General features: G+C 48.0%; 20 protein-coding genes. 3 read left to right on the top strand and 17 right to left on the bottom strand.

What is annotated here, in order from left to right; genetic code table 11:
- Positions 1 to 58: 58 nt before the first annotated feature.
- The 4 genes from ACFFIY_RS02170 to ACFFIY_RS02155 form a co-directional block, all read right to left on the bottom strand.
- Positions 59 to 1096 carry a DUF4030 domain-containing protein gene (locus ACFFIY_RS02170; protein WP_354196732.1) on the bottom strand — a complete coding sequence of 346 codons (1038 nt, stop codon included), beginning with the start codon at positions 1094 to 1096 and terminating at the stop codon, positions 59 to 61.
- Positions 1089 to 1607 carry an RNA polymerase sigma factor gene (locus ACFFIY_RS02165; RefSeq protein WP_354196730.1) on the bottom strand — a complete coding sequence of 173 codons (519 nt, stop codon included), beginning with the start codon at positions 1605 to 1607 and terminating at the stop codon, positions 1089 to 1091. Before ACFFIY_RS02165 ends, ACFFIY_RS02170 begins: the two co-directional genes overlap by 8 nt.
- Positions 1608 to 1718: 111 nt before the next feature.
- Complete coding sequence (hydA, locus tag ACFFIY_RS02160) at positions 1719 to 3134, bottom strand: dihydropyrimidinase (RefSeq protein ID WP_354196728.1); 1416 nt, start codon at positions 3132 to 3134, stop codon at positions 1719 to 1721.
- 68 nt (positions 3135 to 3202) lie between these two features.
- Positions 3203 to 4456: a Zn-dependent hydrolase gene (locus tag ACFFIY_RS02155; protein WP_354196726.1), complete on the bottom strand. Its 1254-nt coding sequence runs from the start codon at positions 4454 to 4456 to the stop codon at positions 3203 to 3205.
- Positions 4457 to 4835: 379 nt separating this feature from the next.
- Between ACFFIY_RS02155 and ACFFIY_RS02150 the strand changes: the two genes are divergently transcribed.
- The 3 genes from ACFFIY_RS02150 (at position 4836) to ACFFIY_RS02140 (ending at position 7893) form a co-directional block, all read left to right on the top strand.
- Positions 4836 to 6215, top strand: a complete 1380-nt coding sequence (locus ACFFIY_RS02150) for an amino acid permease (RefSeq protein ID WP_257125434.1) — start codon at positions 4836 to 4838, stop codon at positions 6213 to 6215.
- Positions 6216 to 6339: 124 nt separating this feature from the next.
- Complete coding sequence (locus ACFFIY_RS02145; protein ID WP_354196723.1) at positions 6340 to 7356, top strand: restriction endonuclease; 1017 nt, start codon at positions 6340 to 6342, stop codon at positions 7354 to 7356.
- A 336-nt stretch (positions 7357 to 7692) separates the two neighbouring features.
- Positions 7693 to 7893, top strand: coding sequence for a cold-shock protein (locus tag ACFFIY_RS02140; protein WP_040226580.1), 201 nt, complete (start codon positions 7693 to 7695; stop codon positions 7891 to 7893).
- A 113-nt stretch (positions 7894 to 8006) separates the two neighbouring features.
- On the opposite strand, the gene ACFFIY_RS02135 is transcribed toward ACFFIY_RS02140, so the two are convergent.
- The 13 genes from ACFFIY_RS02135 to ACFFIY_RS02075 form a co-directional block, all read right to left on the bottom strand.
- A complete protein-coding gene (locus ACFFIY_RS02135) occupies positions 8007 to 8195 on the bottom strand; it encodes a hypothetical protein (RefSeq protein ID WP_354196721.1) in 189 nt (62 codons plus the stop codon).
- Between the two features lie 236 nt (positions 8196 to 8431).
- Positions 8432 to 9427, bottom strand: a complete 996-nt coding sequence (locus tag ACFFIY_RS02130) for a DNA/RNA non-specific endonuclease (RefSeq protein ID WP_354196719.1) — start codon at positions 9425 to 9427, stop codon at positions 8432 to 8434.
- Positions 9428 to 10026: 599 nt separating this feature from the next.
- Positions 10027 to 10218: a hypothetical protein gene (locus tag ACFFIY_RS02125; protein WP_354196717.1), complete on the bottom strand. Its 192-nt coding sequence runs from the start codon at positions 10216 to 10218 to the stop codon at positions 10027 to 10029.
- Between the two features lie 87 nt (positions 10219 to 10305).
- Positions 10306 to 13293, bottom strand: coding sequence for a type III restriction-modification system endonuclease (locus tag ACFFIY_RS02120; RefSeq protein ID WP_354196715.1), 2988 nt, complete (start codon positions 13291 to 13293; stop codon positions 10306 to 10308).
- Positions 13294 to 13306: 13 nt separating this feature from the next.
- Positions 13307 to 15307: a site-specific DNA-methyltransferase gene (locus ACFFIY_RS02115; RefSeq protein ID WP_354196713.1), complete on the bottom strand. Its 2001-nt coding sequence runs from the start codon at positions 15305 to 15307 to the stop codon at positions 13307 to 13309.
- The gene (locus ACFFIY_RS02110) at positions 15308 to 16072 is read right to left on the bottom strand and encodes a DUF4391 domain-containing protein (RefSeq protein WP_354196711.1); all 765 of its coding nucleotides are present in this window, start codon (positions 16070 to 16072) and stop codon (positions 15308 to 15310) included.
- A gap of 8 nt (positions 16073 to 16080) precedes the next feature.
- Positions 16081 to 19323: a helicase-related protein gene (locus ACFFIY_RS02105; RefSeq protein WP_354196709.1), complete on the bottom strand. Its 3243-nt coding sequence runs from the start codon at positions 19321 to 19323 to the stop codon at positions 16081 to 16083.
- 240 nt (positions 19324 to 19563) lie between these two features.
- Entirely contained in the window at positions 19564 to 21009 is a 1446-nt protein-coding gene (locus tag ACFFIY_RS02100; protein ID WP_354196707.1) for an aldehyde dehydrogenase family protein, read from the bottom strand.
- 61 nt (positions 21010 to 21070) lie between these two features.
- A complete protein-coding gene (locus tag ACFFIY_RS02095; protein WP_354196796.1) occupies positions 21071 to 21817 on the bottom strand; it encodes an SDR family NAD(P)-dependent oxidoreductase in 747 nt (248 codons plus the stop codon).
- A gap of 5 nt (positions 21818 to 21822) precedes the next feature.
- Positions 21823 to 22908 carry a tartrate dehydrogenase gene (locus tag ACFFIY_RS02090; protein ID WP_354196705.1) on the bottom strand — a complete coding sequence of 362 codons (1086 nt, stop codon included), beginning with the start codon at positions 22906 to 22908 and terminating at the stop codon, positions 21823 to 21825.
- Positions 22901 to 24139, bottom strand: a complete 1239-nt coding sequence (locus ACFFIY_RS02085) for a M20 family metallopeptidase (RefSeq protein WP_354196703.1) — start codon at positions 24137 to 24139, stop codon at positions 22901 to 22903. The genes ACFFIY_RS02090 and ACFFIY_RS02085 overlap by 8 nt, the downstream gene beginning before the upstream one ends.
- On the bottom strand, positions 24136 to 25611 hold the full coding sequence (gene panF, locus ACFFIY_RS02080) for a sodium/pantothenate symporter (protein WP_354196701.1): 1476 nt from the start codon (positions 25609 to 25611) through the stop codon (positions 24136 to 24138). Before panF ends, ACFFIY_RS02085 begins: the two co-directional genes overlap by 4 nt.
- Positions 25608 to 25886 carry a YhdT family protein gene (locus ACFFIY_RS02075; RefSeq protein ID WP_040226558.1) on the bottom strand — a complete coding sequence of 93 codons (279 nt, stop codon included), beginning with the start codon at positions 25884 to 25886 and terminating at the stop codon, positions 25608 to 25610. The genes panF and ACFFIY_RS02075 overlap by 4 nt, the downstream gene beginning before the upstream one ends.
- Positions 25887 to 25922 lie beyond the last annotated feature (36 nt).

Genomic DNA, 25922 nt, shown 5'->3' with positions numbered 1-25922 from the left:
ACCCCCAAAACGGCGTGCAGCCGTTTCAGGGGTTCTGTTTTGCCTTTGTGGGATGTTCTTAGTTCGATAGCTCGATAAATGGTTTTTCATTCTTCAATGATAATCTTATCGTATAATTGTCATTTTGAATTCGCTCGTTTATTTCTGGCAAGGCTAAGTACTCCTGTATCGCCAATTCAATTTCTCGGCTTATTTCTTCAGAGGGCGGTCTTTCCAGTTCAGTCTTGATTGAAACATAGGTGTGCCCTTTCTTCACTTTATACGAGACCCCCGTTAGTTGATAAGTCGATTTCCCCGCCATTGCCTCATAGATGTCAGATGCAATCGACGCCCAACGGTCGTCTTGTTGACGATGCTCCAAATTAAATGTATTCACTTCAATATCTTTGACGTCTAAGTTTCGTGCATCTATCTCTTTTTCAATCTCTGAAACAATTTCATTTGGCTCTTTAATATGGTCTGGCATATTAATGGTGACGATATTCGAAAACCACGTCTTATTAAGGCCGGCTAATTCAAAATCCGCCTCTTCAGCATATCCGTATGCTGCGAAAACTTCCTTCACAATCTCACGTACTTGATCATAGAGAGTTATTTCATCCTCTTGATCATCTGAAGATGCTACAGTTCCTTCTGTAAGCTTTAATTCATATTTGTCATAGCCATTTTCATATAAATAACTCATTATTTTTGGCTCAAGGTCATCTGTTGCTTGTTTTAACGTAGAGTCCTTCAAAGCGAGCGATACTTCAATTGTATATGGAGACGGCGTTACTCCCACAGAATTAGCCATATACCCTTCCTTCTCGATTAATTTAAAGAGGTCAGATGTTAATCCAATAGTATGCTGATCCTCCGGAGAACTAGGCGTAATGGAAACCGGTAGTATTTTCCCCGCTATGCTTGCCATTGTCGAGGAGTAGAACGGTGACGTAATTAAAAATAGAACGCAGGCCGCTGCAGCAATCCAGCCGAAACGGCTTAAATTCCGCTTTTTAACTTCATGGGCACTCCGAACAATTTCACTTCTAAGTCGGTCTTTGGATTGATTGGTTATCTTTAGTTCGTCTTCTAACTCCCTCAGTTGTTCATCCAAGAAACTCATTGGTGATCCCCCCTTTAACCAATTCATTTTTCAGTTCAGCCAACGCTCTTTTTAGTGTCATTTTCACTTTGCTTTCTGACCAATTTAAAACGAGGGCCGTTTCTTCCGTTGAAAATTCTTTTAGCTTTCGCAAAATGATGACATGTCGATAAGTAGGTTTTAATTGTTGAATGGTCTTATACAACTGCTCATTCTGAAAATCCATTGCTGCGATTTGCTCAGGCATTGGTTTGTCATCTTTCTCTTCCATAGTTAAACCCAGGTAATGTTGTAACGGGTGTTTTTTTCGAAAGTAGTCTTTCGTCACATTATGTGCAATTGAAAACAACCATGTTTTCACGGAGGATTTATGTTCGAATTGCTGTTGATGCCTGTATGCTTTTATAAAGGTTTCCTGTGTTAAATCCTCGGCCTGTTGATAATTCCGCACCATTAAAAGTATGTAGGTTAGAATTGACTCACCATATTCATCGAACCACTCAGTTAGCTCATCTTTTTCCAAAGCTGCTCCCCCTTCTCTATACACTTAGACGCAGATGAGGATGCGCCCGTCACGTTTTCAACAAAATTAAAATAGAGAGGATCCGAAGCAGTTCTCGGATCCTCTCTATTTTCAACTTTGCATCACTTCTTGTTGCCGCACCGTTTTGGCATTCGCCAGCTTCCGGCGCAAGTACTTGCCGCTCCCCGGGTTGCCGACGAACTTTCGGTCCTTGATGACCCACTCGCCGCGGACCATGACGCTGACCGGTTCGCCACGGACTTCCATTCCTTCGAATGCGTTGTAGTCGACGTTCATATGGTGGGTGCTAGCTGAAATCGTCCGCTCGACGTTTGGATCGAACAGCACGATGTCCGCATCCGAGCCGACTGCGATCGTCCCTTTTTGCGGGAACAGGCCGAATGTCTTCGCGGCGTTCGTGGAGACGAGCGCGACGAATTCCTGGAGGCTGATCCGCCCTTTCGCCACTCCCTCGGAATACATGACGCCGAACCGGTCCTCGATGAACGGTCCGCCATTCGGGATCTTCGAGAAGTCGTCGATGCCGAGGCGTTTTTTGCCGTTAAAGTTAAACGAACACTGATCCGACCCGATCGTCTGCAGCTGGCCGGACTGGAGTGCGTGCCAAAGCACGTCCTGATTGGACTTTTCCCGCAGCGGCGGCGACCACACATACTTCGCCCCTTCAAAGCCCGGCTTCTCGAGATACGTCTGGTCGAGCGTCAAGTACGGCGGGCATGTTTCGCCGAGCACATCATAGCCTTTGTTGCGCGCTTCGATGATCTCATCGACCGCTTCCTTGCACGTCACGTGCACGACGTACAGCTTCGCCCCGGCGAGGTTCGCGAGCTCGATCGCCCGCTTCGTCGCCTCGCCCTCAAGCTGGGGCGGACGTGTGAGATAATGGTACTTCGGCTCGGTGTGTCCTTCCGCGAGCGCCGTGTCGACGAGCTCGTCGATGACCGACCCGTTTTCGCAGTGGACGAGAACGACCGCTCCGGTGTCCGCGCCGACTTTGAACGCCTGGAACAAGGTGCGGTCGGACGCCTGGAACTCGCGGGCGTACGCGAGGAACACCTTCACCGACGCGATCCCTTCCTCCTCCAGCACGTCCGGCAGCTGGCTCAGCGTGTCTTCATTCAGCTCGCCGACCATCAGGTGGAAGCCGTAGTCGATGACCGCCTTGCCGTCCGCCTTCTCGTGCCACTTGACGACCGCATCCTTCAGCCGCTTCTCCCCCGCCGTCAAGCAGAAATCAATGATCGTCGTCGTGCCGCCGTGTGCGGCCGCGATCGTCCCCGTTTCCCAGTCATCGTCGGTCACCGTGTTGTTGAACGGCATGTCGAGATGCGTGTGCGGGTCGATGCCGCCCGGAAATACGAGCAGGCCCGATGCGTCCACCACTTCCGCACCGCCCGCGTCCAGGTCATGGCCGATCTGCGCCACCTTCCCGTCTTCCACGAGCACATCCGCCCGGTATTCATCGGCCGCCGTGACGACCGTCCCGCCTGTGATCAGTTTTTTCATGAGTGGTCACTCCTTTTTCATCATCGAAAGCGTTCGCGAAACATCGCCGGCGAATCAAAACGCCGTTTTCACTGCACAGCCTCCTGCGCCTCCTGGCCCGGCTCAGAAAGCTCCTTGTCCAGCTTCAGGATGGCGTTGAGCAGAACGTCCGCTCCGTGGGCGCATTCTTCCCAGGTTGTATGTTCGTCTTCGCGGTGGCTGTAGCCGTTGGCGCTCGGCACGAAGATCATCGCGGACGGGACGAAGCCTGCGATGAACTGGGCGTCATGGCCGGCGCCGCTGTACATTTTCCGGTAGTTCAACCCGAGTTCCTCCGCCGACTTTTCCACAGCGCCGACGACCGCCCCATTGAACACGACGGTGTCCCGGCCCCACAGTTTCCGACTTTCCAGCGCACAGCCCGCTTCCTCTGCCGGCAGTCCCTGGATGATCTCCTCAACACGGCGGATCACATCCGGATCTTTGTGGCGCGCTTCCAGCGTGAACGTCACCCGGTTCGGAATGACGGTATGGATGTTCGGATAGGCATTGATACGCCCGGCCGTGAACACGAGATCATCCGGCAGCTTGAGCAGTTTTCTTTGAAGGTCCTTTAGGACGCCCGCCGCGGCGAACATCGCATCCTTGCGCATGGAAACCGGCGTCGTCCCGGCATGGTTGGATTCTCCGTGAAGCGAAATCTCGTAGCAGCACATGCCCATGACGCCCTCCACAACCGCCAGCTCCTCGCCGTGGTGCTCGAGCACCGGCCCCTGCTCAATATGAAGTTCGACGAACGCCGCCGCTTCCTTCAGGCGGTTCTCTTCTTCACCGAGGAACCCGCTCGCATTCAAAGCCTCGCCGAACGTCACGCCGTCCGGGTCGGCAGACCGGAGCATTTCTTCCTTGTCGAACTTCCCGGCGAGCACGCCCGAGGACATCATCGCGGGATCAAAGCGGGCCCCTTCCTCGTTCGTGAAGTTGACGACCATTAGCGGATGATCCAGTTCCAGATTCCGGTCGATGATCGTCCGGGCCACCTCGAGTGCCGCCAGCACACCGAGCACGCCGTCAAACCGCCCGCCCTTCACGACCGAATCCAGATGCGAACCGGTCGCGATCGGCGGCAGGTCCTTCTTCCCCCGCAGCAGACCGTACATATTGCCCATATCATCGACCGTCACCGAGAGTCCGGCCTCTTCACAAAGCCGCTGGAATTCATTCCGCGCCGCTAGATCTTCCTCGGAAAGCGACAGCCGGGTCACGCCGCCCGCAACCGTCGCCCCGAACGCACTGAACTGTTCCAGCGTCTCCCGGAGCCGCTGCCCGTTCACCTTCTCCATGACTTCCCCTCCGATCAAAAGATTGATTAGTAGAAAAGTTTATGTTTTCATTGTAGCATTCCCGCTAGGCACAGCCGGCGGTCAGTATGTAAACGATTACAAACAAGTGTCTGGACACTCTGTCAATGACTGAACGCGGTTGATTGGTTGGCGGTCAAATCACGAATCGGCGTTCCTGCTTTTACATTCCGTCCGCCGGTTCGGCTGTTTATTTGACGTCCTGTCTATTTCCTCTTGCCGGCCGCGCCTTTATGATGAATGAATAGATTCACTTTTCGAATAAAAAGAAAGCGCTTACGCTTGATAAGCGCTGGAAGGAGAAATGCTTTTGTCTACCGAAAGTCACCAACCACAAGAACCCGGACTCCAGGAACCCAGCATGAAGTCCGACCTGAAAACCCGCCACATTACGATGATTTCGATCGCAGGCGTCATCGGCGCCGGCCTCTTCATCGGAAGCGGAGCTGTCATCAACTCCGCCGGACCTGGGGCGATCCTGTCTTATGCATTCGCCGGCCTCATCGTCGTCCTCGTTATGCGGATGCTCGGGGAAATGTCCGCCGCCAAACCGACGAGCGGATCGTTCGCCACCTATGCGAATGAAGCGATCGGCCCGTGGGCCGGATTCGCCATCGGCTGGCTGTACTGGTTCTTCTGGGTCGTCGTCATCGCGATCGAGGCACTCGCCGGCGCGGCCATCGTCCAGTACTGGCTCCCCGACTTCCCGATCTGGCTCATGAGCCTCATCCTCACCGTCGCCCTGACCGCGACGAACCTGTTCTCCGTCAAGTCGTTCGGTGAATTCGAATACTGGTTCTCCCTCATCAAAGTCGTCGCCATCACGGCGTTCCTCGTCCTCGGGCTCGTCGTCCTGTTCGGCTGGTACCCGGGTGTCGGCGCTCCGGGAACGATGAACCTGATCGGCGAAGGCGGATTCATGCCGTCCGGCTTCGGCGCCATCATGCTCGGCATCACCGTCGTCATCTTCTCGTTCATGGGCACGGAAATCGTCGCCATCGCAGCCGGCGAATCGGAAAACCCGGTGAAATCGGTCCGGACCGCGACGAACAGCGTCATCTGGCGCATCCTCATCTTCTACATCGGCTCGATCGCCGTCGTCGTCACGCTCCTGCCGTGGAACTCGGCAAACATCTTGGTGAGCCCGTTCGTCGCCGTGCTCGACTACATCGGCATCCCGGCGGCCGCGCAGATCATGAACTTCGTCGTCCTGACGGCGGTCCTCAGCTGCCTGAACTCGGCGCTGTACGCAAACTCCCGCATGCTGTTCGGCATGGCCCAAAAAGGCGACGCACCGAAAGCCTTCCTGAAACTCAGCAAACGCGGCGTCCCGACACGCGCCATCCTGTTCAGCACGGTGTTCTCGTATGTCGCGGTCGTCCTGAACTTCATCTCGCCGGACAAAGTCTTCCTGTTCCTCATCAACTCATCCGGCGCCGTCGCGCTCCTCGTCTACCTCATCATCAGCGTCTCCCAGCTGAGGATGCGCCGGAAACTCGAAGCCGAACAAGGCGAACTCGCGGTGAAAATGTGGCTCTTCCCGTACCTCACCTACGCCACCATCGCCGTCGTCTCCGGCATCTACCTCGCCATGTTCTTCATCCCGTCGATGCGGGTGCAGGTCATCCTGACAAGCCTCGTCGCGGTAGGGGTCGTGGGCATCTACTTCCTGTTCTACCGGAAGAAAGAGGCGGTTGGGTTCGGCAAGGCGCCGGTGGGTGTGCAACGGTCGCCGGAGTGAGATCAAACACCCCTGTGAAATTTTGTAGGGGTGTTTCTTTGGTGGAAATTTTGATACCCTTGTGTATAAGAAGAATTATTGATTGGAACATGTAAGGATATTATAAATACAAGGAGGGAAACTTATGACCCTGTGGCTTGTGAGGGCAGGTAAAAATGGGGAACAAGAAGAAAGTGCTTTGACTAATAATGTGGCAGTGATTGGATGGGAAGAGCTTCCTGACTTATCCTCGATAACAACTAGAGAAAATTTACGGGAGCTGTTTGAACAAACTTACCCGGAATCCAAGAAAAACACAACTTCCAATAAAGTCGGTCAAATTTGGACATTCACTAATAGAATAAAAAAGGGTGATCTTGTAGTATTGCCGCTTAAGCACAGTTCGGCAGTGGCAGTTGGGGTAGTGAAAGGCCCTTATTCCTATAGAATAGATATAGCTCCCAATATTCGGCATACCCTTCCTGTAGACTGGCTTAATACTGAAATACCACGCACAGCATTTGATCAGGATATTCTTTATTCCCTGGGTGCGTTTATGACAGTTTGTCAAATACAAAGAAATAATGCCGAGGAACGTATAAGAAGGGTTGCCTTTGGAAAAGGGACTTCCTCAACAACAGATACCACCCCAATGGGCACTGATGAAGAACAGATTGATATTGAACAGGCTGCACGCGATCAAATACTAGACTACATAAACAGGAAGTTTAAAGGACACAATCTAACCCGGCTTATTGAGGCCATACTAGAAGCCGAAGGATATATCACCATGCAGTCAGACCCAGGCCCCGATGGTGGTGTTGATATACTAGCAGGCTCTGGACCAATGGGGTTTGATTCGCCTCGGATTTGCGTGCAAGTAAAATCAAGCCAGTCCCCTGTGGATGTGACAGTATTCCGTGCTCTTCAAGGTTCCTTGAATTCATTTAATGCAGACCGGGGACTATTGGTAAGTTGGGGAGGGTTTACTCGGTCAGTACTATCCGAAGCTCGAAGGCACTACTTTTCTATAAGACTTTGGGACTCCGGAGAAGTTATTGAAGCTCTCCTAAAAAATTACTCCGTTCTGCCAGACACACTTCAAGCGGAGTTACCCTTAAAAAGGGTCTGGTCACTTGTTCAAGAAGAAGACGCAGATTAAGTGATATAATATAACACCGGAAACAGAAACCAACTCCTTCTCGCAGTCGGGTGAACCCGCTGGCGGCGGGGAGCTTTTTGATGGTGATATACGTATGAAGCCCACGAAATTCGTGAAGGTTCATGCGAGAAAAGCGAATGGGCACATGGATGGTAGATTTTTAATGAGGCTGTAAAGTCTGATTCCCATTTGCAGTTTTTCCCTCCATCTGTTATGATGAAGTTAATTATTTTTGTTCGGTGTAAAGGATCGTATGAATAACCACTTTTCATCTCGCTAATACTTTGAGCAACAATAGTAATACAATGTGCGATCACGCACTGGGAGGCAACAAACATGGAACAAGGTACAGTTAAATGGTTCAACGCAGAAAAAGGATTCGGCTTCATCGAACGTGAAGGTGGAGACGACGTATTCGTACACTTCTCCGCAATCCAAAGCGACGGCTTCAAAACGCTGGACGAAGGTCAGCAAGTGACATTCGACGTTGAGCAAGGTCCTCGCGGCGCTCAAGCAGCCAACGTTCAAAAAGCGTAATCTACAATCGTCGTTAAAAACAGGCCCCCTAAAGGGCCTGTTTTTTTATTTCCCTAACTTCGTTAACTACTTAGGTCTGCATCTGCATATTGATAAAAAGTGTACAATGCGATTTAACGTAATCTGTCCAAGTCCTGGTATTCCTTCATGTAAGGGCCGTCCTCTGCAACAAATGAATGATACAACGCCTTAACTGCAAAGTTTTTCTCCAAGCCCATTTCCGCTTTCAGCCTTTTTAATTCATCATGCAACTCCCGATGTTCATTGATCAGCTTGAGCATAATTGATTTATTATATTTCATTCCATCCGTCCTTTTTGTTTATGACTTAGTTAATTATAACTTTAAAATGGGTTGCATCCAGGGTGATTATGCGGAATTGCAAAATCCCGGTCACCATTCTTGATCCCGTAGACCCGTACCCTTTTCATGTCCGAGTTATGTTCGCTGGCAGGATAAGAGAAAAATCCCCCCGCAGCCAAATGGACGGTGCAGGGGGGAGAAATCGTTAATCCTGGTTTTGCTCGATCTTCGAGGGCTTACTCTCCAACCATTCCGTCTCCGTCATTGTCGCGCATATAGGCGTATAACCAATGATCACTCGTGATCGGCATACTGAAACCAGCTGCTTTTGCTTCTTTAATGGTCACCTGGCCATTACCGTCTGTATCAATACTTGAAATATCACCATTAGAGGTTGAACCCGTTGAACCGGAAGGCTCATCCGCAGTGTTGCTGTCTGTTAAGCCGAGTGATTCATTTACTTGATCAGGGTTCACGTTATCAAATTGATCAACGACCTCGTTACCCATCAACGTATAGGTGTATTGATAACTCGAAGGGGTCTGCGTTTCCGTGTTTGGATAGGTGATAATCGCTTCAAAATCCGTAACCCCACCTGCATCACGAATGACCTTTTCCATGTACGCTTGGTCACCGTGCCGGTTGAGCGTGCTGTCTTGCGGAGTGATATTATAAGCATTCGATACCCCTCCGAGAGAATCGGCAATCACATGTCCCTCATCCAAAGTGTCACTTTCAACCCCCGGAACCTTTGCTTCATCATTATAGTATCTGCCATTTGACGTTACAGGCTCGCTGCTGTCGTCCTGCAGAATAATTTCGTCGGCAATCACCCGCACCAGCTGCCCGTGTTCGTTCGTAAACGCCCAATACTCGCGGTCTCCAAATCCAATATCGACGGCGACTTTAGGTTCACGGTGTCCAGACAAATCCCCGCCATCCACTTCAATCCGTTTGTATCCTGAGAACCGTTCATCATTTGTCTCGTTTGGTTTTTCTTCTGCTGTCGTTTCGTTGGCTGCCGGAGTGGCAGCTTCTTCATTGTCGTTATCTGCATCGGCTGTGGCTTCTCCAACCGATTTTTGGTCCGCATCACTGTTTTCATCGGTACTAACAGTAGTTTCTACCTGTGATCGTGTTTCATCTGCAACGGCTGCATCTTCTGCCTCTGTACAACCCACCATAAGGGTGAGTGTTAAAAGTAAAATTAAATAGCTGATTTCCTTTTTCATTTTGATATTCTCCTCAAACGGGACGTTAATTCATAGTGCTTGATTTGGTGTTGAACTAATCCTCTCGAAAAAACACTTCTTAGGTATATATTAAGATCATCCTATGTTAAATAAACTCTCTTCTCCTCTAAGTAGAATTTTCAAACCCCCTCGTTTTCCAGCACAAAATAGCAAACATGCCCTAGATCACCCGGTCAAACAGCATCCCCTCCTCCTTCGGCAAATCCAGAAGTGAGAAAGGACAACCAATACGGCCAGACAAAGATCGTAAATGATCCCAAACGATATTTTCTTCGTCTAACCCCAGTTTCAATAAATCCAGATTAATGGCTTGTAGCACCCGTTAAGTATAACGGAGTCGGCCGAAACGAAAAAACCCCAAATCCGGACTTTTTTCAAGTGTCCGAACCTGGGGTGCGGGTGTGCTTTTTCGGGTCCGTTGTGCGGCTGTTCAAAAATAACCATACCCGTAGTACGCAAACTGCGGTCCGTATGGATGGCGGATCGGATGGTGGTACCCGCTCCAATCCGTAATTGACAATCAAATTAACGGTGTTTTCTACAACAGCTGGACGATGGGCCTTTTTCTTTAACGAAGATTAGGCTTCAGGAGACCCACCTTCTGACCCGTTCTTCAGTTTCTTCAGCTTATCGATCATGTAGTCATAGTCGATGTCGTCCAGGTCGGGATAAGAACCGGTCTTTTCTTTGATTTCCTGAAGCTCACGCGGAAGTTCATTGTCTTTCACAATGAGTCGGCTTGTCGAAAAGCAGGTACTCCAATTACTCATATAAATCTCCTTCAATTAGGCGGCAAACGGAAAGTCGCTCATGAACTTTAGGAAGTGGTCACGGGTAATGCAAGGGTAGAATTCGCTCTATATTCCCATTTTGAATTTTTCATAGCTGTTAGCGAGCTTGTATGTGACCCCGTTCTCCAATGCAGCAAAGTGCTTCCGACCACATGTGATCTTCCCATCTTCTTTCAATCGAAGGTCCTCCTGGTCAGTGCTCCCCTTTGTTTCAACAACGAAGAATAGGGTTCTCACTCCCTCTTTATCAACCAATACTGCCCAGTCAGGGTTATAATCGCCCAGTGGTGTATCTATTACGAATGATGAAGGGAGCTTAACAAATAACTTAACGTCCTCATCATTGTTAAGCTTTTCTGCAAATGCTCTCTCCACATTGGAATCATAGCGAATATAGTTATAGACTGATTTATCATTTGACACTTCAACTGCATTAGCCTTCATATAACCGACAAGCTCTTGATGCTCGAATAAAGATTGCTGATAAAACGCATGCTCACCTATACGCTCATATTTAATGCCATCCACAATTAACTTCTTCTTTTCTCTGTTAATTATTTTCATCACAGCTTCCATAAATGCTTGTGGATTCTTCTCAAAGTCTTTCAAGCGTTTGGAGCCAATTAAGATATCAACAAGTGTACGTCTTTTAAGGTTGGTCTGTTCCTGTAAAAAACGCAAAATGTCTGGAAGACGTCGTTTCTCTTCCAGCGCTTCATATACACGCATTGTCTGCCCTTTTCCAGACACACCCGATTGGTCCACTTTCAATAGGGCATTTTCCCGTTTGATTTTCCTAGCCTTAAATGCATCCAGCTTTTGTATTGCATCTATACATCGGCTCTTAAGTGTATCGGAGTCCAAATCTACCGAATAAGTCGTCTTGTATTTTATCTGGTTCCATAGTTGATTAAACTCGTCGCTTAGGAGAACTTCTTTATTCAGCTTAATATCCACTTCGTCTTTCTTATTGAAGATCGGCAGCTTCTTAATGGAATTTCTTATGACCCTTTCAATATCCTGCTTTATTTCCTTGAATTCATCGGAAACATCGAAAGTTTCATCTGCAATTGCTTCCTTCAACTTGTTTTCAACCTTTCCTTTTTTATCAATAAATTTCTCTTTAACAAGGAAGGTATACACTTTGGCAGAATATTCATAGCCTATTTCCTTGGACTCACCAGTGACCTCATCTGTCAGAGTAATTGTAGAGAAGGATTGTTCTTCAAGATATCCAAACTTAACACCTGTCTCATCTTCCATTTCCTTCTGAAGTGACTCAGCAAATTGTTGGTACGATTCATTTGCGATTACTGTGAGGACATTAATATTTTCATCATATTGTCTTTGTCCATCCTGATTCACAGCTAAGCGCAATCCACGACCAATTTTTTGCCGTTTAGTGAAAGGATCCTTGGTTTCAACTAAAGTGCATATTTGGAAGACGTTTGGGTTATCCCACCCTTCTTTGAGGGCAGAGTGGGAGAAGATAAACCTTAACGGTGTTTCAAAACTTAGTAATCTTTCTTTTTCTTTCATGATGAGTTCAAATGCTGATTCATCATCTTTATTCGAACGGAGGCTGCCATCTTTCGCAAGTTTACTATCCTTAAAGTTTCCACTCTTATCTTGTGAAAAATATCCATCATGAACTTCATCAGCGCTCTGATTCGAGATATACTGGTCTTCTTCAAAGAGCGACCGATATTTAGGTAACTTGATAAGGGAAGCATACTCTTCTTCAAAAATTTCGGCATACTTTCCTTTTTGCCAAGGTTGCCCTTTTGGATAAACTCGATAGTTTTCTACTTTGTCTATAAAGAAAAGGGTAAGTACTTTGATTCCTTGGTGGACAAGCCTTTTTTCCTTATCTAAATGAGTGCGGATCGCTTCTCTTATTTGGTATCTCTTGAGTAAGTCATCATCAATACCGCCAATGGATTCTCCTAATCTCAGTACCTTCCCGTTTACAAATTCAACCGTTTCATTTCCAGGATAGCAGTCGATACCTTCTACAATATAACCACGGTAGAGTTCCCGCTCACCAGATAACAGATATAAGTTGTTCTTATTATTGGGGTTTATTTCTTTTTTAACTCTGGTGACAGTACCATTTTTCTTTTTTTCATCTATTTCAACAGTGGCTTTATATCCGTTTTTATTGGAGACACTCACCAGCTTGATGTATGGATCGTTATAATCGTCATCGGAATTGACAGAGAGTACTTCAATTTTTTTAACAAGCTTCTGTTCATAAGCATCCACAGGATCTAGCTTGTACATTAGATTGTACGTGTCCCTATGGGTTGCAGAATATCGCAATTTACAAAGTGGGTTCAATGAAGCAATAGCTTCCTTTGCTTTATCCGTATTATCAACACTTTGTGGCTCATCAATTATGACGATAGGGTTTGTTTCTTGGATAAATTGGATAGGTTTTTTTCCATTCATAGTGTCTCTTTCACGGTGAATAAGGTTAGCCTTATTCTCCTTTTCTGGATCATCAAAGCTTTTCTTAAAAGCGTCAATATTAATAATCATCACTTCAATAGTGGTGCTCGTTGCATATTCACGAACCTGTTCTAGTTTCGAAGAATCATATTTGAAGTAGTGACAATGCTGACCTGGATACTCTTTTGCAAAATGCTCCTCGGTCATTTGAAACGATTTAAATACCCCTTCACGAATGGCAACACTAGGCACAACTATGATGAATTTGGAAAAACCATATAGCTTATTCAATTCAAAAATACTTCTTGTATAAACGTAGGTTTTTCCAGTACCTGTTTCCATTTCTACCGTGAAGTTCCAGTCCTGAATACTTTTACTCTTTTTCAAATGATTTCTAAGCTGCACCTTTTGCACATTTTCAAGAACTTCTGTTTCAGATAGCTCCAGCTTGTTTCCGATTCCAAGCTCTGTTATTTCTTGCCCAACAATATCACCCATGCTTACTGTGAAGTTTGATACTTTTACTGTTTGGCCTTCAAAAATATCAGTGATGGAATGAATGGCATCAAGCTGATATTGTTGTTCATCAAACTTAATTTTCATATTACCATTCCTCCTATATCACTCGAATATCATCTACACCATAACGCTTAAGAATTTGCTGCGCATTTGTACGAACAGCATCGTCCTTAAACCCTTCATCATAAAAAACAATACGTGCAGGTTGTTGTTTTGCCATTTCTTCTATGTGTACTAACGTTAACTCACGTTCTAGACAAATAAGAAGGTACCCCAAGCCAACAGAAAAAACGGTCTTCCCAGCAATAATCTTTTCTTCAATTGGGACTGTTAAATCGATACCATATTTAAGTAATATCTCATAAACAACATCTTCTTGAGTACGTCCCTCTTTTAATGGTTCGACTAAGTCTAATAAGTTTTTTTCAATACTAAGTGATTCTTCATCCCAAACCTTTAGATTTGTTTCATCCAACTTAAAGGTTTTGAACCCTAAATCCACCCCTATGTTATCCCTAGTCGTTAATTGATTACTAATCTCTTTTGCAGAACGCTTAATTCTTTCTCTTCCAAGCTCACAGATATTTCTAAATCCTTCTTTAAATGCATATGTTTTATCATTTATAGGTTCTGGCAATTGAACCAAGAAAAATTTACGATTTGAACCTTCCTCAGCGTTTAATGCCATTACAGCATGTGCAGTAGTAGCTGAACCCGAAAAGAAATCTAATACTATGTCATCATCTTTCGTAACAGATGATATTAATTGCATAGCGAGCTTATATGGCTTTGGATTATCAAAAGATAGACCAATTTTTTTAAAGAAGTTATCATCACTTGCACCATATGAAATTACAGAAGGAACATTTTCAAGTAAATTATTCTTTAGTAAGTACTTCCTTCTCGGTTGAGTAGTTTCATCTGCACCAAATATTATCTCTTTATTTTCTAATAACTTCTTCATAGTCTGACTTGGATTTCTCCATCCTTTTTCAGGTACAGGACATTCTTTTCGAGTAATTGGGTGAATAAGGGGGATGAAATAATCATCTGGAGCTTTTTTATTATTTGGCCATGCCATAGATACTGGCTGAAACACTTGTCCATATTCATCTATTTTTGAATAGGCTGCCTCTCCCCCAGATAAATTTTCTTGTTTTTTTAGCCAATTCAAAAACTCGGAATTAATATTCTCTAGGTTATACTCTGTTTTATATTGCGAGAGAATACTTGTAGGAATATCATATTTTCTTGATAACTTTGTTAATTCATCTGGTACATATTCACTTCCCAATTTGCGAAATAATTCATCTGCTTTCTTTAGCATTTTGAGGGCATTAGGTTTTTTTCTTTTTATTCCGCCACTTTGTACAAATTCTGATTTATTTTTGGAATAGCAGAGAATGGACTCATGCTGGATAGCAACGGCTGTAGAGTCACCTTTAGGATTTAACTTATCCCAAACAATAGATCCCAGATAGTTCTCTTCGCCAAATATTTCGTTCAATATATGGGTTAAATTATTTACTTCGTTTTCATCAATATGCACCACTAGAATTCCATCATCTTTTAGTAGATTTTTTGCCATTTTCATTCTAGGGTATATCATATTTAACCAATCTGTATGATAACGACCATTGGTATCAGCATTGGACTTGTAATTTTCATCCATACGCTCTTTGTAACTCTTAACATTATCAAAGAAATCATCTTTATAAACAAAGTCCTTGCCCGTGTTATATGGCGGGTCAATATAGATCATTTTTACCTTGTTACGATATGAATTTTGAAGGATTCGAAGTACTTCCAAATTATCTCCTTCAAAATATAGATTCTGAGTAGTATCCCAATTTACACTTTCTTCTTTACATGGACGCAGAGTTCCTGTTGTCTGTTTTTGAGCAAGTTGAATCGCTTCTGTTTTACCATTCCAGGTAAATTCATACCGTTCTCTTTCCTTTTCTACATTTTCACCAAGAGCAAGACGCAATTTATCTATATCAATCTTGTTCTCCGTGAATACTTCTGGAAATAGTCCTTTTAACTTTTCTATATTATCCTGCACTACATTGAAAGTTTGGCCTTCTAGCTTCTGCAATTAACACAACTCCCTTATTTGTTGTAAATGAAGATTTATTTGCTGTTCTTGCCGCTTTATCTTCATATGCAATTCCATCTTTTCACCAAAATCAACTTGGCCTTTCTGCTCAAGCTGCAATTGTTCGACATCCTTAAAATTTTTCTGAACATTATTTAGAGTGTTGATCACTTCTTCTCGCTTGTCTTTACTGGTAGGTATTTTTCCTACTAACCGAATCACTTCTTCACATTTTATCCATTGTTGAATATCCTCGTAAATGCTATAAAGGTTTTCAAAAGATAAGTTTGAAACGACTAATGAATTCAGTAAATTGGAGTAAACAGTTCTACCTTCATTAGGATTGAACCAGTCAGTACTGGTAGGTTGTTCAACTACTACTTTGGTCTTGTCATTTTTATTAAGCCTTTTGTGACTGGTACTCAGAAGAATATGTCCCTCTGATGAACTCATTATTAATACGACTGGATTAGGGATAGACTTATGAACAGCACCAATAATCCTATTTATATTTTTGACCGTTCGAAGCTCAACGTATATCCATACTACTTCTGCATAATTGAATTCGTCATCTTGAAAGATTGGGATATTCATACTCTGCTGATTCATAACACTTAATAGATAAATCCCCTCTATCCGGGAAATGAACATTTCCTTCTCGGATGCGGAAAGGTCCGCTTGTGTAAAAAATGCTTTCTTTGGAATCTTACGGTTTAGCACAGCACGTTGAGGTATCTGCAATCGATTAATCAACCATTCCCTCATTCCATCACCTACTTTATCACTAAAAATGATATCAATTCAAAGTCATCCGAAGTTGCAGCTGTTTCCTGTAAAAGACTAGAATTTCCAAGACTAAACAATGATTCCATTCCTTGCTCTCCTACAATACCCAGAACAAATTCGACTGCCTTGTCTAATAGATACTTGTAAGAAGACATGTCCTTCAAATCCTCTGTTTCATGATTGAACTGATGAATTAACTTATTGAACACGTTTGCTTGACCATTCGCAACTTTACGGAAGAGATCCAGTATCTGCTTTGTCTTTAAATGTCCTAGTCTAACCTCTCCATCCATATTCATATACACAAGATAATATGGATACAGTGCGCTTGTTTCTTTTACTTGTGCTGCTGCATTTCGTTGTTTGATACAGAATATCACCCCTGGTTCAGTATCAGAAGATGGAGCCAACTGAAGCGAGGTAACTGCATGTAATCCTAGGGGAGCAGTCTCAATTTTCTTCTTATTGGCTTCCATATAATCAAGTAAATCCATTTTAAAGTCGTTCAGAGTCAAGTCAGTGATAGAGATTCCGCCAGAGATATCCTCTAAATCAACCACTTCTTCTTGTAGCTGTTTCAATTGCTTTTTACGATATTCCAAATCATTCATTTGCTTCTTTTCATCATATTCAATTACGTTCTCTTCACCTGTTGCTGAAATATCAAGGAGCACCATTCTGCCGCTTACACGTGCTTCTAAATTAATATATTCATCAAGATCCATATTCGGCCAGAAGTTCACCAGTTGAATAACATCATTCTTTGAGCCTAAACGATCGATTCGACCGAACCGTTGGATGATTCGGACTGGGTTCCAATGAATGTCATAATTGATTAAAAAATCACAGTCTTGGAGGTTCTGACCTTCCGAAATGCAGTCAGTTGCAATCAATATGTCGATTTCGTCACGTATCTTTGAATCAATTTTATTTCTGTCCTTCGATACGGGTGAAAAGTTGGTCAAAATGGAGTTTAGATCTTTTTGGATACCCTTTAATGTAGTCTGGTTGCCTCCAGAACCTGTGACAAGCGCCGAGTTAACACCATGCTTTTTGGCCACCCATTGTGATAACTCTTTATACAAATAACTTGCTGTGTCTGCAAAAGCTGTAAAAATGATGATTTTCTTATTTTCTCCATTAATGGGTTGAAGGAGCTTTTGGTCAATCATGGATTTAAGCTTATTCAACTTGGCATCACGTGGAGCTTGAACTTTTGCTGATTCAATAAGTAGCTGCTCAAGTTTTTCCTTATCATCATGCAAATCTTGCTTCCACTTAATGCGGTCGATATCTTGAAGGAGTACTTTTACTTTCGATCCAATCAGCATGTTTTCAACATCATCATCGTCAATATCGATTTCATTAATATTAATATCGGCATTGGAGTATTGGTGGATGTTTTCAAGCTTTAATAACAGGTCATCAAGTTTTGTCAAAAGAGCTGCTACTGTCATACCAAATGAATGTATAGAGCTTTCCATCCGTTTAAGCAAGTTAACCCTCATTAAATGGACAAGACTTCGTTCACGGTCAATCTGCTTAAATACTGAACCACCCTTTACCTTCATATCATATTTTAGGCTGTATTCCTCTTGCTTTTCGGGCATTACATATTTTAATGGAGAATACGCACTTAAATTCAGCCTGTTAATTAACTTATTGACTTCCTTTATTTCAGGGAACTCATTGCTCTCATCAATATCAGCATGTACATTTCTTGGTTTCAACCGTTCTGGAAATTTCCCGATCTCCGACATATTATAGTATTTTTCAATATGTTTTCTTGAACGAGCAATAGTAACTGCATCAAGCAATTTGAAGTAGTCAAAGTTTAACATTTCAAGTAGGGTGTCGGACTTGCGCTCCTCATCACCTAACTTGAGCCATTTATTGAATGAAAGCTGTGCTTTTCTTAATGTTTGTTCGATGCTTTCAATACCTGCAGATTCCAGTGCTTCATCATTACCTTCCGTAATAAAAGCAACTTGGTTTTTCAAATCATTCATTTTGTTATTTACTGGCGTCGCTGATAGCATTAAGACCTTTGTCTTAACACCTGCTTTAATGATTTGGTTCATCAATCTCGAATAACGAGTTTCCCTGTCATTTCTAGCCTGGTTATTCCTGAAATTATGTGACTCATCAATAACAACTAAGTCGTAGTTACTCCAGTTCACAGTAGACAAATTAATATCCCCTGACAAACCGCCTGTACGGTTCAAATCGGTATGATTTAACACATCGTAGTTGAAGCGATCAGTAGAGAGGACATTTCTCTTATCATTTTGAGTGTAAATCAGCCAGTTTTCTCTTAATTTTTTTGGGCACAAAACTAGTATTCTGTCATTTCTCAACTCGTAATACTTAATAACTGCAAGGGCTTCGAATGTCTTCCCCAAACCTACACTATCTGCAATGATACAACCGTTATGCTTTTCCAATTTATCAATAGCTCCGAGTACACCATCTTTTTGGAATTTATAAAGCTTATCCCATATCGTTGTGTCTTTAAAGCCTGTTTTTGATTTTACAATCGCATCTTCATCGAATTCTTCCAGGTAGTCACTGAAAATATTATATAGCGTGACATAGTAAAGAAATTCTGGAGAATGATTTTCATAAATTGCTGCGATTCTTCCCAAAACTTCCTCTTGTACCTCTTCAACAATAGCATCGTTCTTCCACACATCATTGAACCACTGGATATATTGTTTTGTTAATAGAGGTTCATCCATTAGTGAATTCATATGAAGACTAGGCGAGTATGTATAGCCTAATCCGCTGCTGGTAAAATCGGAGCTCCCTTGAATAGCCACTGATGAACCATCTTTGTTTTCAATATGGAACAGGCGATTCTGTGTTAATGGTGAGGTCAAAGACTTCATCTTTACTTTTGAACTTATCCAGTCAGCACATTCTTTAGCGATTTTCACCTGTGTAAGTTCATTCCGCATCTTAATTTCGAGTTCTGAACCAGATAACCTTTTCTCTCGACCTGACTTATCAATGTCTGTAGAACCTTTTGTATGTTTTTCTGAAGTAAAGGTAGGATCGATAAATAAAAACCGTACCTCTTCCACCTTCATCAATTCCTTCTTTAAAGCCTCGAACGCATATATCGTAAAGTAGGATGACATGATCGCTACCTTGGCATCTTTTTTAAAATATGGTTTCAATGCATCTCCTACAATGCCAGACCTTTTGTTATCTAACATTTTTCCCGACATTCCAGCCCCCCCCTATTCTCAGGTCTACTTTTACTCATTAAAATAATACAACATACTACTCTCTAAATAAGAACTTTTCACTCTTTCACATTGCTAGATGATTTTTCTCGCTTAGCTTCTATCATTCCTCAACAAAAAAAGGCGACTTTTTGATTAGTCACCTTTCTTTCGAATATACCTTACATAAAAAAATATTTCATCCTATATTTTTCCCTGTTTCGTTTGTACTTTGGATTCATATCAAACCCCAAACTTCACCGCAATATTCTTCACCTGCACATAATTCCTCAGTGCAATAAACCCTTTCTCTCTCCCGATCCCGCTCTTCTTATATCCGCCGAACGGCATCTGGATGCCGCCTCCGGCGCCGTAGTTGTTGATGAAGACCTGGCCGGCTTTGATGCGGGCGGCGAGGGTGTGGGCGACGTCGATGTCTTTCGTCCAGACGCCGGCGACGAGACCGTAGTCGGTGGAGTTGGCGAGGTCGATCGCTTCCTGCGGAGTCCGGAACGTAAAGACAGAGAGGACCGGGCCAAAGATTTCTTCCTGGGCCACGTCGCAGCTGTGGTCGAGTCCATCGATGATCGTCGGGGCGATGTAGTGGCCGCCGTCCGCACCGTCGACCTTCACTTCTTCCCCGCCGGCGATCAGTTTGCCTTGTTTCTTTGCTTCGTCGATCCGCCGCATGATGCCGTCGAACTGGCGCTTGTTGAGGATCGGGCCGATGTCTTTGTCGTCCATGCCGCGTCCGACTTCCAGTGCGTCAAAGCGTTCTTTCAACTTCCCGAGGAATTCCTCTTTATAGCGCTCTTCCACGAGGAGCCGGGATCCGGCGGAGCATGTCTGGCCGGCGTTCTGGATGATGGCCCGGACCACACCGTCGAGCGCCTTCTCTTCATCCGCATCCGCAAAGACGATGTTCGGGGACTTGCCGCCGAGTTCGAGTGTGACCGGCACGACGTTTTTCGCAGCGGCCTGCATGACGGCAATGCCGGTCGGGACGGAACCGGTGAAGGTGACGTGGTTGATGTTCGGATGGGCGGAAAGCGCCGCGCCCGCTCCGGAACCGAGCCCCGTCACATGGTTGAAGATCCCCGCCGGCAGTCCGCTGTTCGCGAACCATTCCGTCAGCGCATGGGCGGTCATCGGCGTGTCTTCCGCACTCTTCACGACGACCGAATTGCCGGTCGCAATGGCTGCTCCTACACTGCGTGCAATGATCTGGAGCGGGTAGTTCCACGGGACGATGTGCGCGGTAACGCCGGCCGGCTCGAGCACTGTTGCGTTCAGGAGGCCGTCCTCGATCGGAATCGTGTCGCCCATGGCCTTGTCGGCCGCTCCGCCGTAAAACTCGAAATAGCGTGCGGCCGCTTCTGCATCTGCCCGGGCCTGAGTGAGAGGCTTGCCGACATCCCGGCATTCAAGTTCCGCGAAGTGTTCGGCGTTCTCCCGGATGTGGCGGGCGAGCTCAATAAGCAGGTTCCCCCGCTCATGCGGTTTCCACGCCCGCCACTCTTCGCTTTCAAAGGCGGCCTCCGCCGCGCGCACCGCTTCATCCACATGGGCATCGGTTCCATTGATGATCTCGGCGATTTGCGTACCGTCGGACGGATCATGCACCGGAAGCCATTCGTCTCCCTCTCCTCCGACCCACCGGCCGCCGATCAGCATTTGAATCTTCTTCATTTCACTGTCCCCTTTCGTGTATGTATGAAAAACGCGCCCTCCCCTGAAGGCGCGCTTGCTTTTACAGTCCCCGTCCGCCGTCGATGTGCAGCGTCGTACCGGTCACCATCGAGGCATCGTCCGACAGCAAGTACAGCACGCCGCCCGCGATGTCGTCGGGCTGGATGAGCCGTCCGAGCGGAACGCTGCTTTCGAAGATTTCCCTGCGTGCCTCTTCGGAGTCGGCGCCTTCTGCGGTGAACTGGCTCAGCATGCCCGTGTCCGCCGGCCCCGGATGGATCGTGTTCACGCGGACGCCTGCTTCCGCGAGTTCGATGGCGAGCCCCCTTGTGAAGCTTTCGGCCGCTCCTTTGGACGCGATATACGCCTGCAGGCCGGGTCGCGGTCGCGTGACCGAGACGGAGCCGATCGTGATGATCGAGCCTTTTCCTGCCGGCTTCATGTAGCGTGCCGCTTCACGGGAGGTGATGAACAGGCTCGTCGCGTTGATGTTGATCAGCCGGTGCCATTGTTCCAGCGAGACATCGGTGATCGGGGCGGCGGCCTGTGCGATGCCTGCCGCGCCGACGAGTCCGTCGATCCGGCCTGTTTTTTCATTCATATCGCGGAACACGCCGGCGATCGCTTCTTCATCGAGAATATCCGCGGCGAACGCCGTGAACCGGTCGTGGTTCAGCCCTTCCATCGCTTCTTCTTTCAGGTCGATGCCGCCGACCGTTGCGCCTTCATCGATCAGCTTTTGGACGATGGCCTGTCCCATGCCGCCGCCTGCGCCTGTTACGATCACTGTTTTTCCTTCCATCCGCATGCCGCTCATCCTTCCGTCACCGCACTTTCCTGCTTATTGAATGCTTCGAGTATCGCGCCGCCCATCTCGATCGTCGTCGCTTCCCCGCCGATGTCGCGGGTCCTCACTTTCCCTTTCGCGAGCACTTCTTCGATCGCGCCAACGATCCGCTCGGCCGCCCGCTTTTCGCCGAGATGCTCGAGCATGAGCGCCGTGGACCAGATTTGTGCGACCGGGTTGGCGATGCCTTTGCCTGCGATGTCCGGTGCCGATCCGTGGACGGGCTCGAACATCGACGGGTAGTCTTTTTCCGGGTTGATGTTGCCGGACGGCGAGAGGCCGAGCCCGCCGACGAGGCCGGAGCCAAGGTCGGACAGGATGTCGCCGAACAGGTTTGACGCGAGCACGACGTCAAACGACTGCGGCCGCTGGACGAAGTAAGCGGCGAGCGCGTCGACGTAGTACTGCTCGAATTCCAGGTCGCCGAACTCTTCTGATACGACCCGCTGCACATGCTCGTCCCATAGTTTATTCGCATGGATCACGGCGTTCGACTTGGTCGCGCTCGTGATTTTCGTCCGTCCGTTCTCTTCTGCATACCGGCAGGCGGCCCTTGTGATGCGCTCGATGCCCGCGCGTGTCATGATCGTGTTCTGGACGGCCATTTCGCCTTCCTGCCCGGCGTACAGCCGGCCGCCGCTGTCGGAGTATTCGCCTTCTGCGTTTTCCCGGAAGATGACGAAGTCGATGCCGTCACCGTTTGCGAGCGGCGTCTGGATGCCCGGAAGCGATTTGACCGGCCGGAAGTTCACATATTGATGGAACCCTTTGCGGATCGGCATGATGAGTTCCCAGATCGTGATGTCGTCCGGCACGCGGGCATCTCCGATTGCGCCGAACAGAATCGCGTCAAACGAGCGCAGCTGTTCCAGTCCGTCTTCGGGCATCATGCGTCCGTGCTCCAGCCAGTACTCCGAGTTCCACGGGAATTCCTCGATTTGGAGCGAGAATCCTTCCGACTCTTCTGCCGCCCGCAAAACTTGCAGCGCCTCTCCCATCACTTCCGGCCCGATGCCATCACCTGCGATGACCGCGATTTTATAGTCAGCCATCCTTGCGCACCTCCCCGTTCAGGAAGCGGAGCGCCGCGTCGCGGTAGATCGCGGTCGTCTCGGCGAGTTCCTCGATGTCGACGTATTCGTCGATCTGGTGCGGGATGTCCCGGTCGCCGGCGCCGATCGTGACGATCGGGACGCCGTGGACGTGGAGGAATGTCCCGTCGGTTGCGCCCGGGACACCGTTGTAGATCGGTTCTTTGCCGGTGACCTGCTTGACGGCTTCCCAGATCGCCCGGACGACCGGCTCGTCTTTGTCCGTCGCGGTCGGCGGGCGGTCGTCGAGCAGGGTGAGTTCGCAGTTGAAGTCAGGGTCATCGGCCTTCAGCTTCTCGATGATCCGGTCGATCTTGCTGCGGAGCTCTCCGTGGTCCTGCGCGGGCACTGTCCGGATGTCGAGCGTCATCCGGCAGTGGTCCGGGATGACGTTGATCTGCGCGTCGCCTTTGACGGGCGCCTGCAGGATCGTCGGCGTGATCGACGGCCATTTCAAATACGGGTCTTCGCCGAGCCGCTCCTGTTCTTCCTTCTCGAGTTTTTCAAGTTCGACGATGAGCCGGGCCATCCGCCAGTTCGGGTTGATGCCGCTCCAGGAGATCGCGCCGTGGGCCATCTTGCCGTAGATGTCGACCTGGATGCGCATCGCGCCGCGCTGAGCGATGCACACGTTGTTTTCTTCCGGCTCGCAGATGATCGCGCCGTCGACGCCGTCCGCCCAGCCTTTCTTGATGAAGTCTTTGATGCCGATCATCATGCCTTCCTCGTCGCACGGGATGCAGAGGATGATCTTGCCGCGGAAGTCTTCCTTGTCCTGAAGCAGCGAATGGACCGCCGTGATCATGCAGGACAGGTTCCCTTTCGTGTCGTTCGTGCCGCGGCCGTACATGCGCCCGTCGATGATCTCCGCACCGAACGGATCATGCGTCCATGCTTCACGGTTGCCTTCCGTGACGACATCGGTATGTCCTTCAAACAGGAGCACGGGGCCCGGCTTGCCGGAATCCACGACGCCGATCACGTTCGGCCGGCCGGGCACGACTTCCTCGACATGCGTTTCAATTCCGTAGGAACGAAGCACATCAGCCACATAGTGGGCCACCTTTTCTTCATTCGCCCCCGGCACTTCTTCGCCGCGATAGACGCTGTCGATCCGGACGAGCTCCTGTGTGAGCCGAATCACCGCTTCGCGGTCCCGCTGGTACGATGGATGCTGGATATCTGTTTTCATGCAATTTCCCCTTTCCCGATGCGGTCATAGTCATACGCTTCCTGTTTCATGAGCAGGCTGAAGACGATAAACGCGACGAGCGACAAGACGACCGGCAGTGTGACTGTATGCACGCCGAACAGGTTGCCGTTCGCTTCGTTGTAGAAATGGATCGCGATGTAGCTGCCGATGCCGGCGATCATGGAGGCGATCGCGCCGTATTTATTGGCGTATTTCCAGTAGAGTCCGAGGACGATCGGCCAGATGAACGCCGCTTCCAGTCCGCCGAACGCGAACAGATTCAGGAAGATGAGCAGGTCAGGCGGGTCGAGCGCCAGGATGTAGACGATGACGCCGAGCACGGCCGTCACGCCGAAGCTCGCCCGCTTGATCGCCTTGATCGAAGCGTCCGGCTTGATGTAGTTCAGGTAGACGTCTTTCACGACGGTCGACGAAACCAAGATGAGCAGCGAGTCGACCGTCGACATGATGGCGGCCATCGGGGCGGCGAGCACGATGCCCGCAAGCCACGCCGGCAGCACTTCCATCGAGATGAGCGGGATGACTTTGTCGCCGACGTCGATGCCCGGCAGGATCGGACGGGCGAACACGCCGATCAAGTGCATGTTCAGCATGATCACGCCCGTGACGACCGTTCCGATGATGAGTGCGCGGTGCATCGAGCGGGAGTTTTTGTATGACATCGAGCGGACCGCAATCTGCGGCAGCCCGACGACCCCGACGCCGACAAGGATCCAGAACGACGATACGTATGCCTTCGACAGGCCGCCGTCCGAGCCGAACGGCGTGACGAGGTTCGGGTTTTCATTGATGAGATCGCCGATGATGTTCGATACGCCGCCGCCCGCGATGATGACGCCAATGAGCAGGACGAGCGTCCCGACGACCATGACGGCCCCCTGTACGGCGTCCGTCACGGCAACCGCCCGGAATCCGCCGATCGTCACATAGACGAGCACCGAGACGGCGAAGATGAACAGCGCCGTGTGATAGCTCATCCCGGTGAGCGATTCGACGAGGCGGGCTCCCCCGATCCACTGCGCCGCCATCGCGGAGAACAGGAAGATGATGATCGCCGCGGCCGACAGGATGACGACCGGCGCGCTTTTATACCGGGCCTTCAGGAAATCGACGAGTGTCAGCGCATCATAGCGCCGCGCCATGATCGCAAACTTCTTCCCGAGGATCATGAGGACGAAGTAGCCGGTCACGACCTGGCTCATCGCGAGCAGCACCCAGCCGAAGCCCATCGTGTAGGCCGTCCCCGGGCCGCCGAGGAAACTTGAAGCACTGCCGTACGTCGCGACCATCGTCATCGCGAGCACGAACCCGCCGAGCTCGCGGCCGCCGAGGAAGTAGTCTTTCAGGAATCCGCCCTCTTCGACCTTCGCCCCCTTGCGGCTTGACCAGATGCCGATGAAGAAAATGATGACGAGGAACACAAGCAGCGGAATAATGACTTCCCAGTTCATCGGATCTCCTCCTCTTCCTCAAACGGCACTTCGGTGAAGAAAAACTTCACGACGATGATGACCGCAACGGTGATCAGGAGGAACCCGAGCACACAGCTGATGAAAAACCAGTCCGGCAGGCCCATTATGTACTTGTACTCTTCCACGGGACGCGACCCCATCCCGTAGGCGAAGCCGAACCACCAGATGAAGTTCGCCAGCGCGAGTGCACAGCCGATGAGCGCCTCCCGGTTCGCGACCTTGAACCGCCAGTCTGTTTCTTTTTTATTTTCCATGATGTCCTCCCCCACTTTTTACACTTGATTGCTTGC

This window comes from Bhargavaea ullalensis, from assembly GCF_042432615.1.
In the GTDB taxonomy this organism is placed as follows: domain Bacteria; phylum Bacillota; class Bacilli; order Bacillales_A; family Planococcaceae; genus Bhargavaea; species Bhargavaea ullalensis.
Note: the sequence above shows the minus strand (reverse complement) of the source record. Positions and strands in the feature narration are given on the sequence as shown.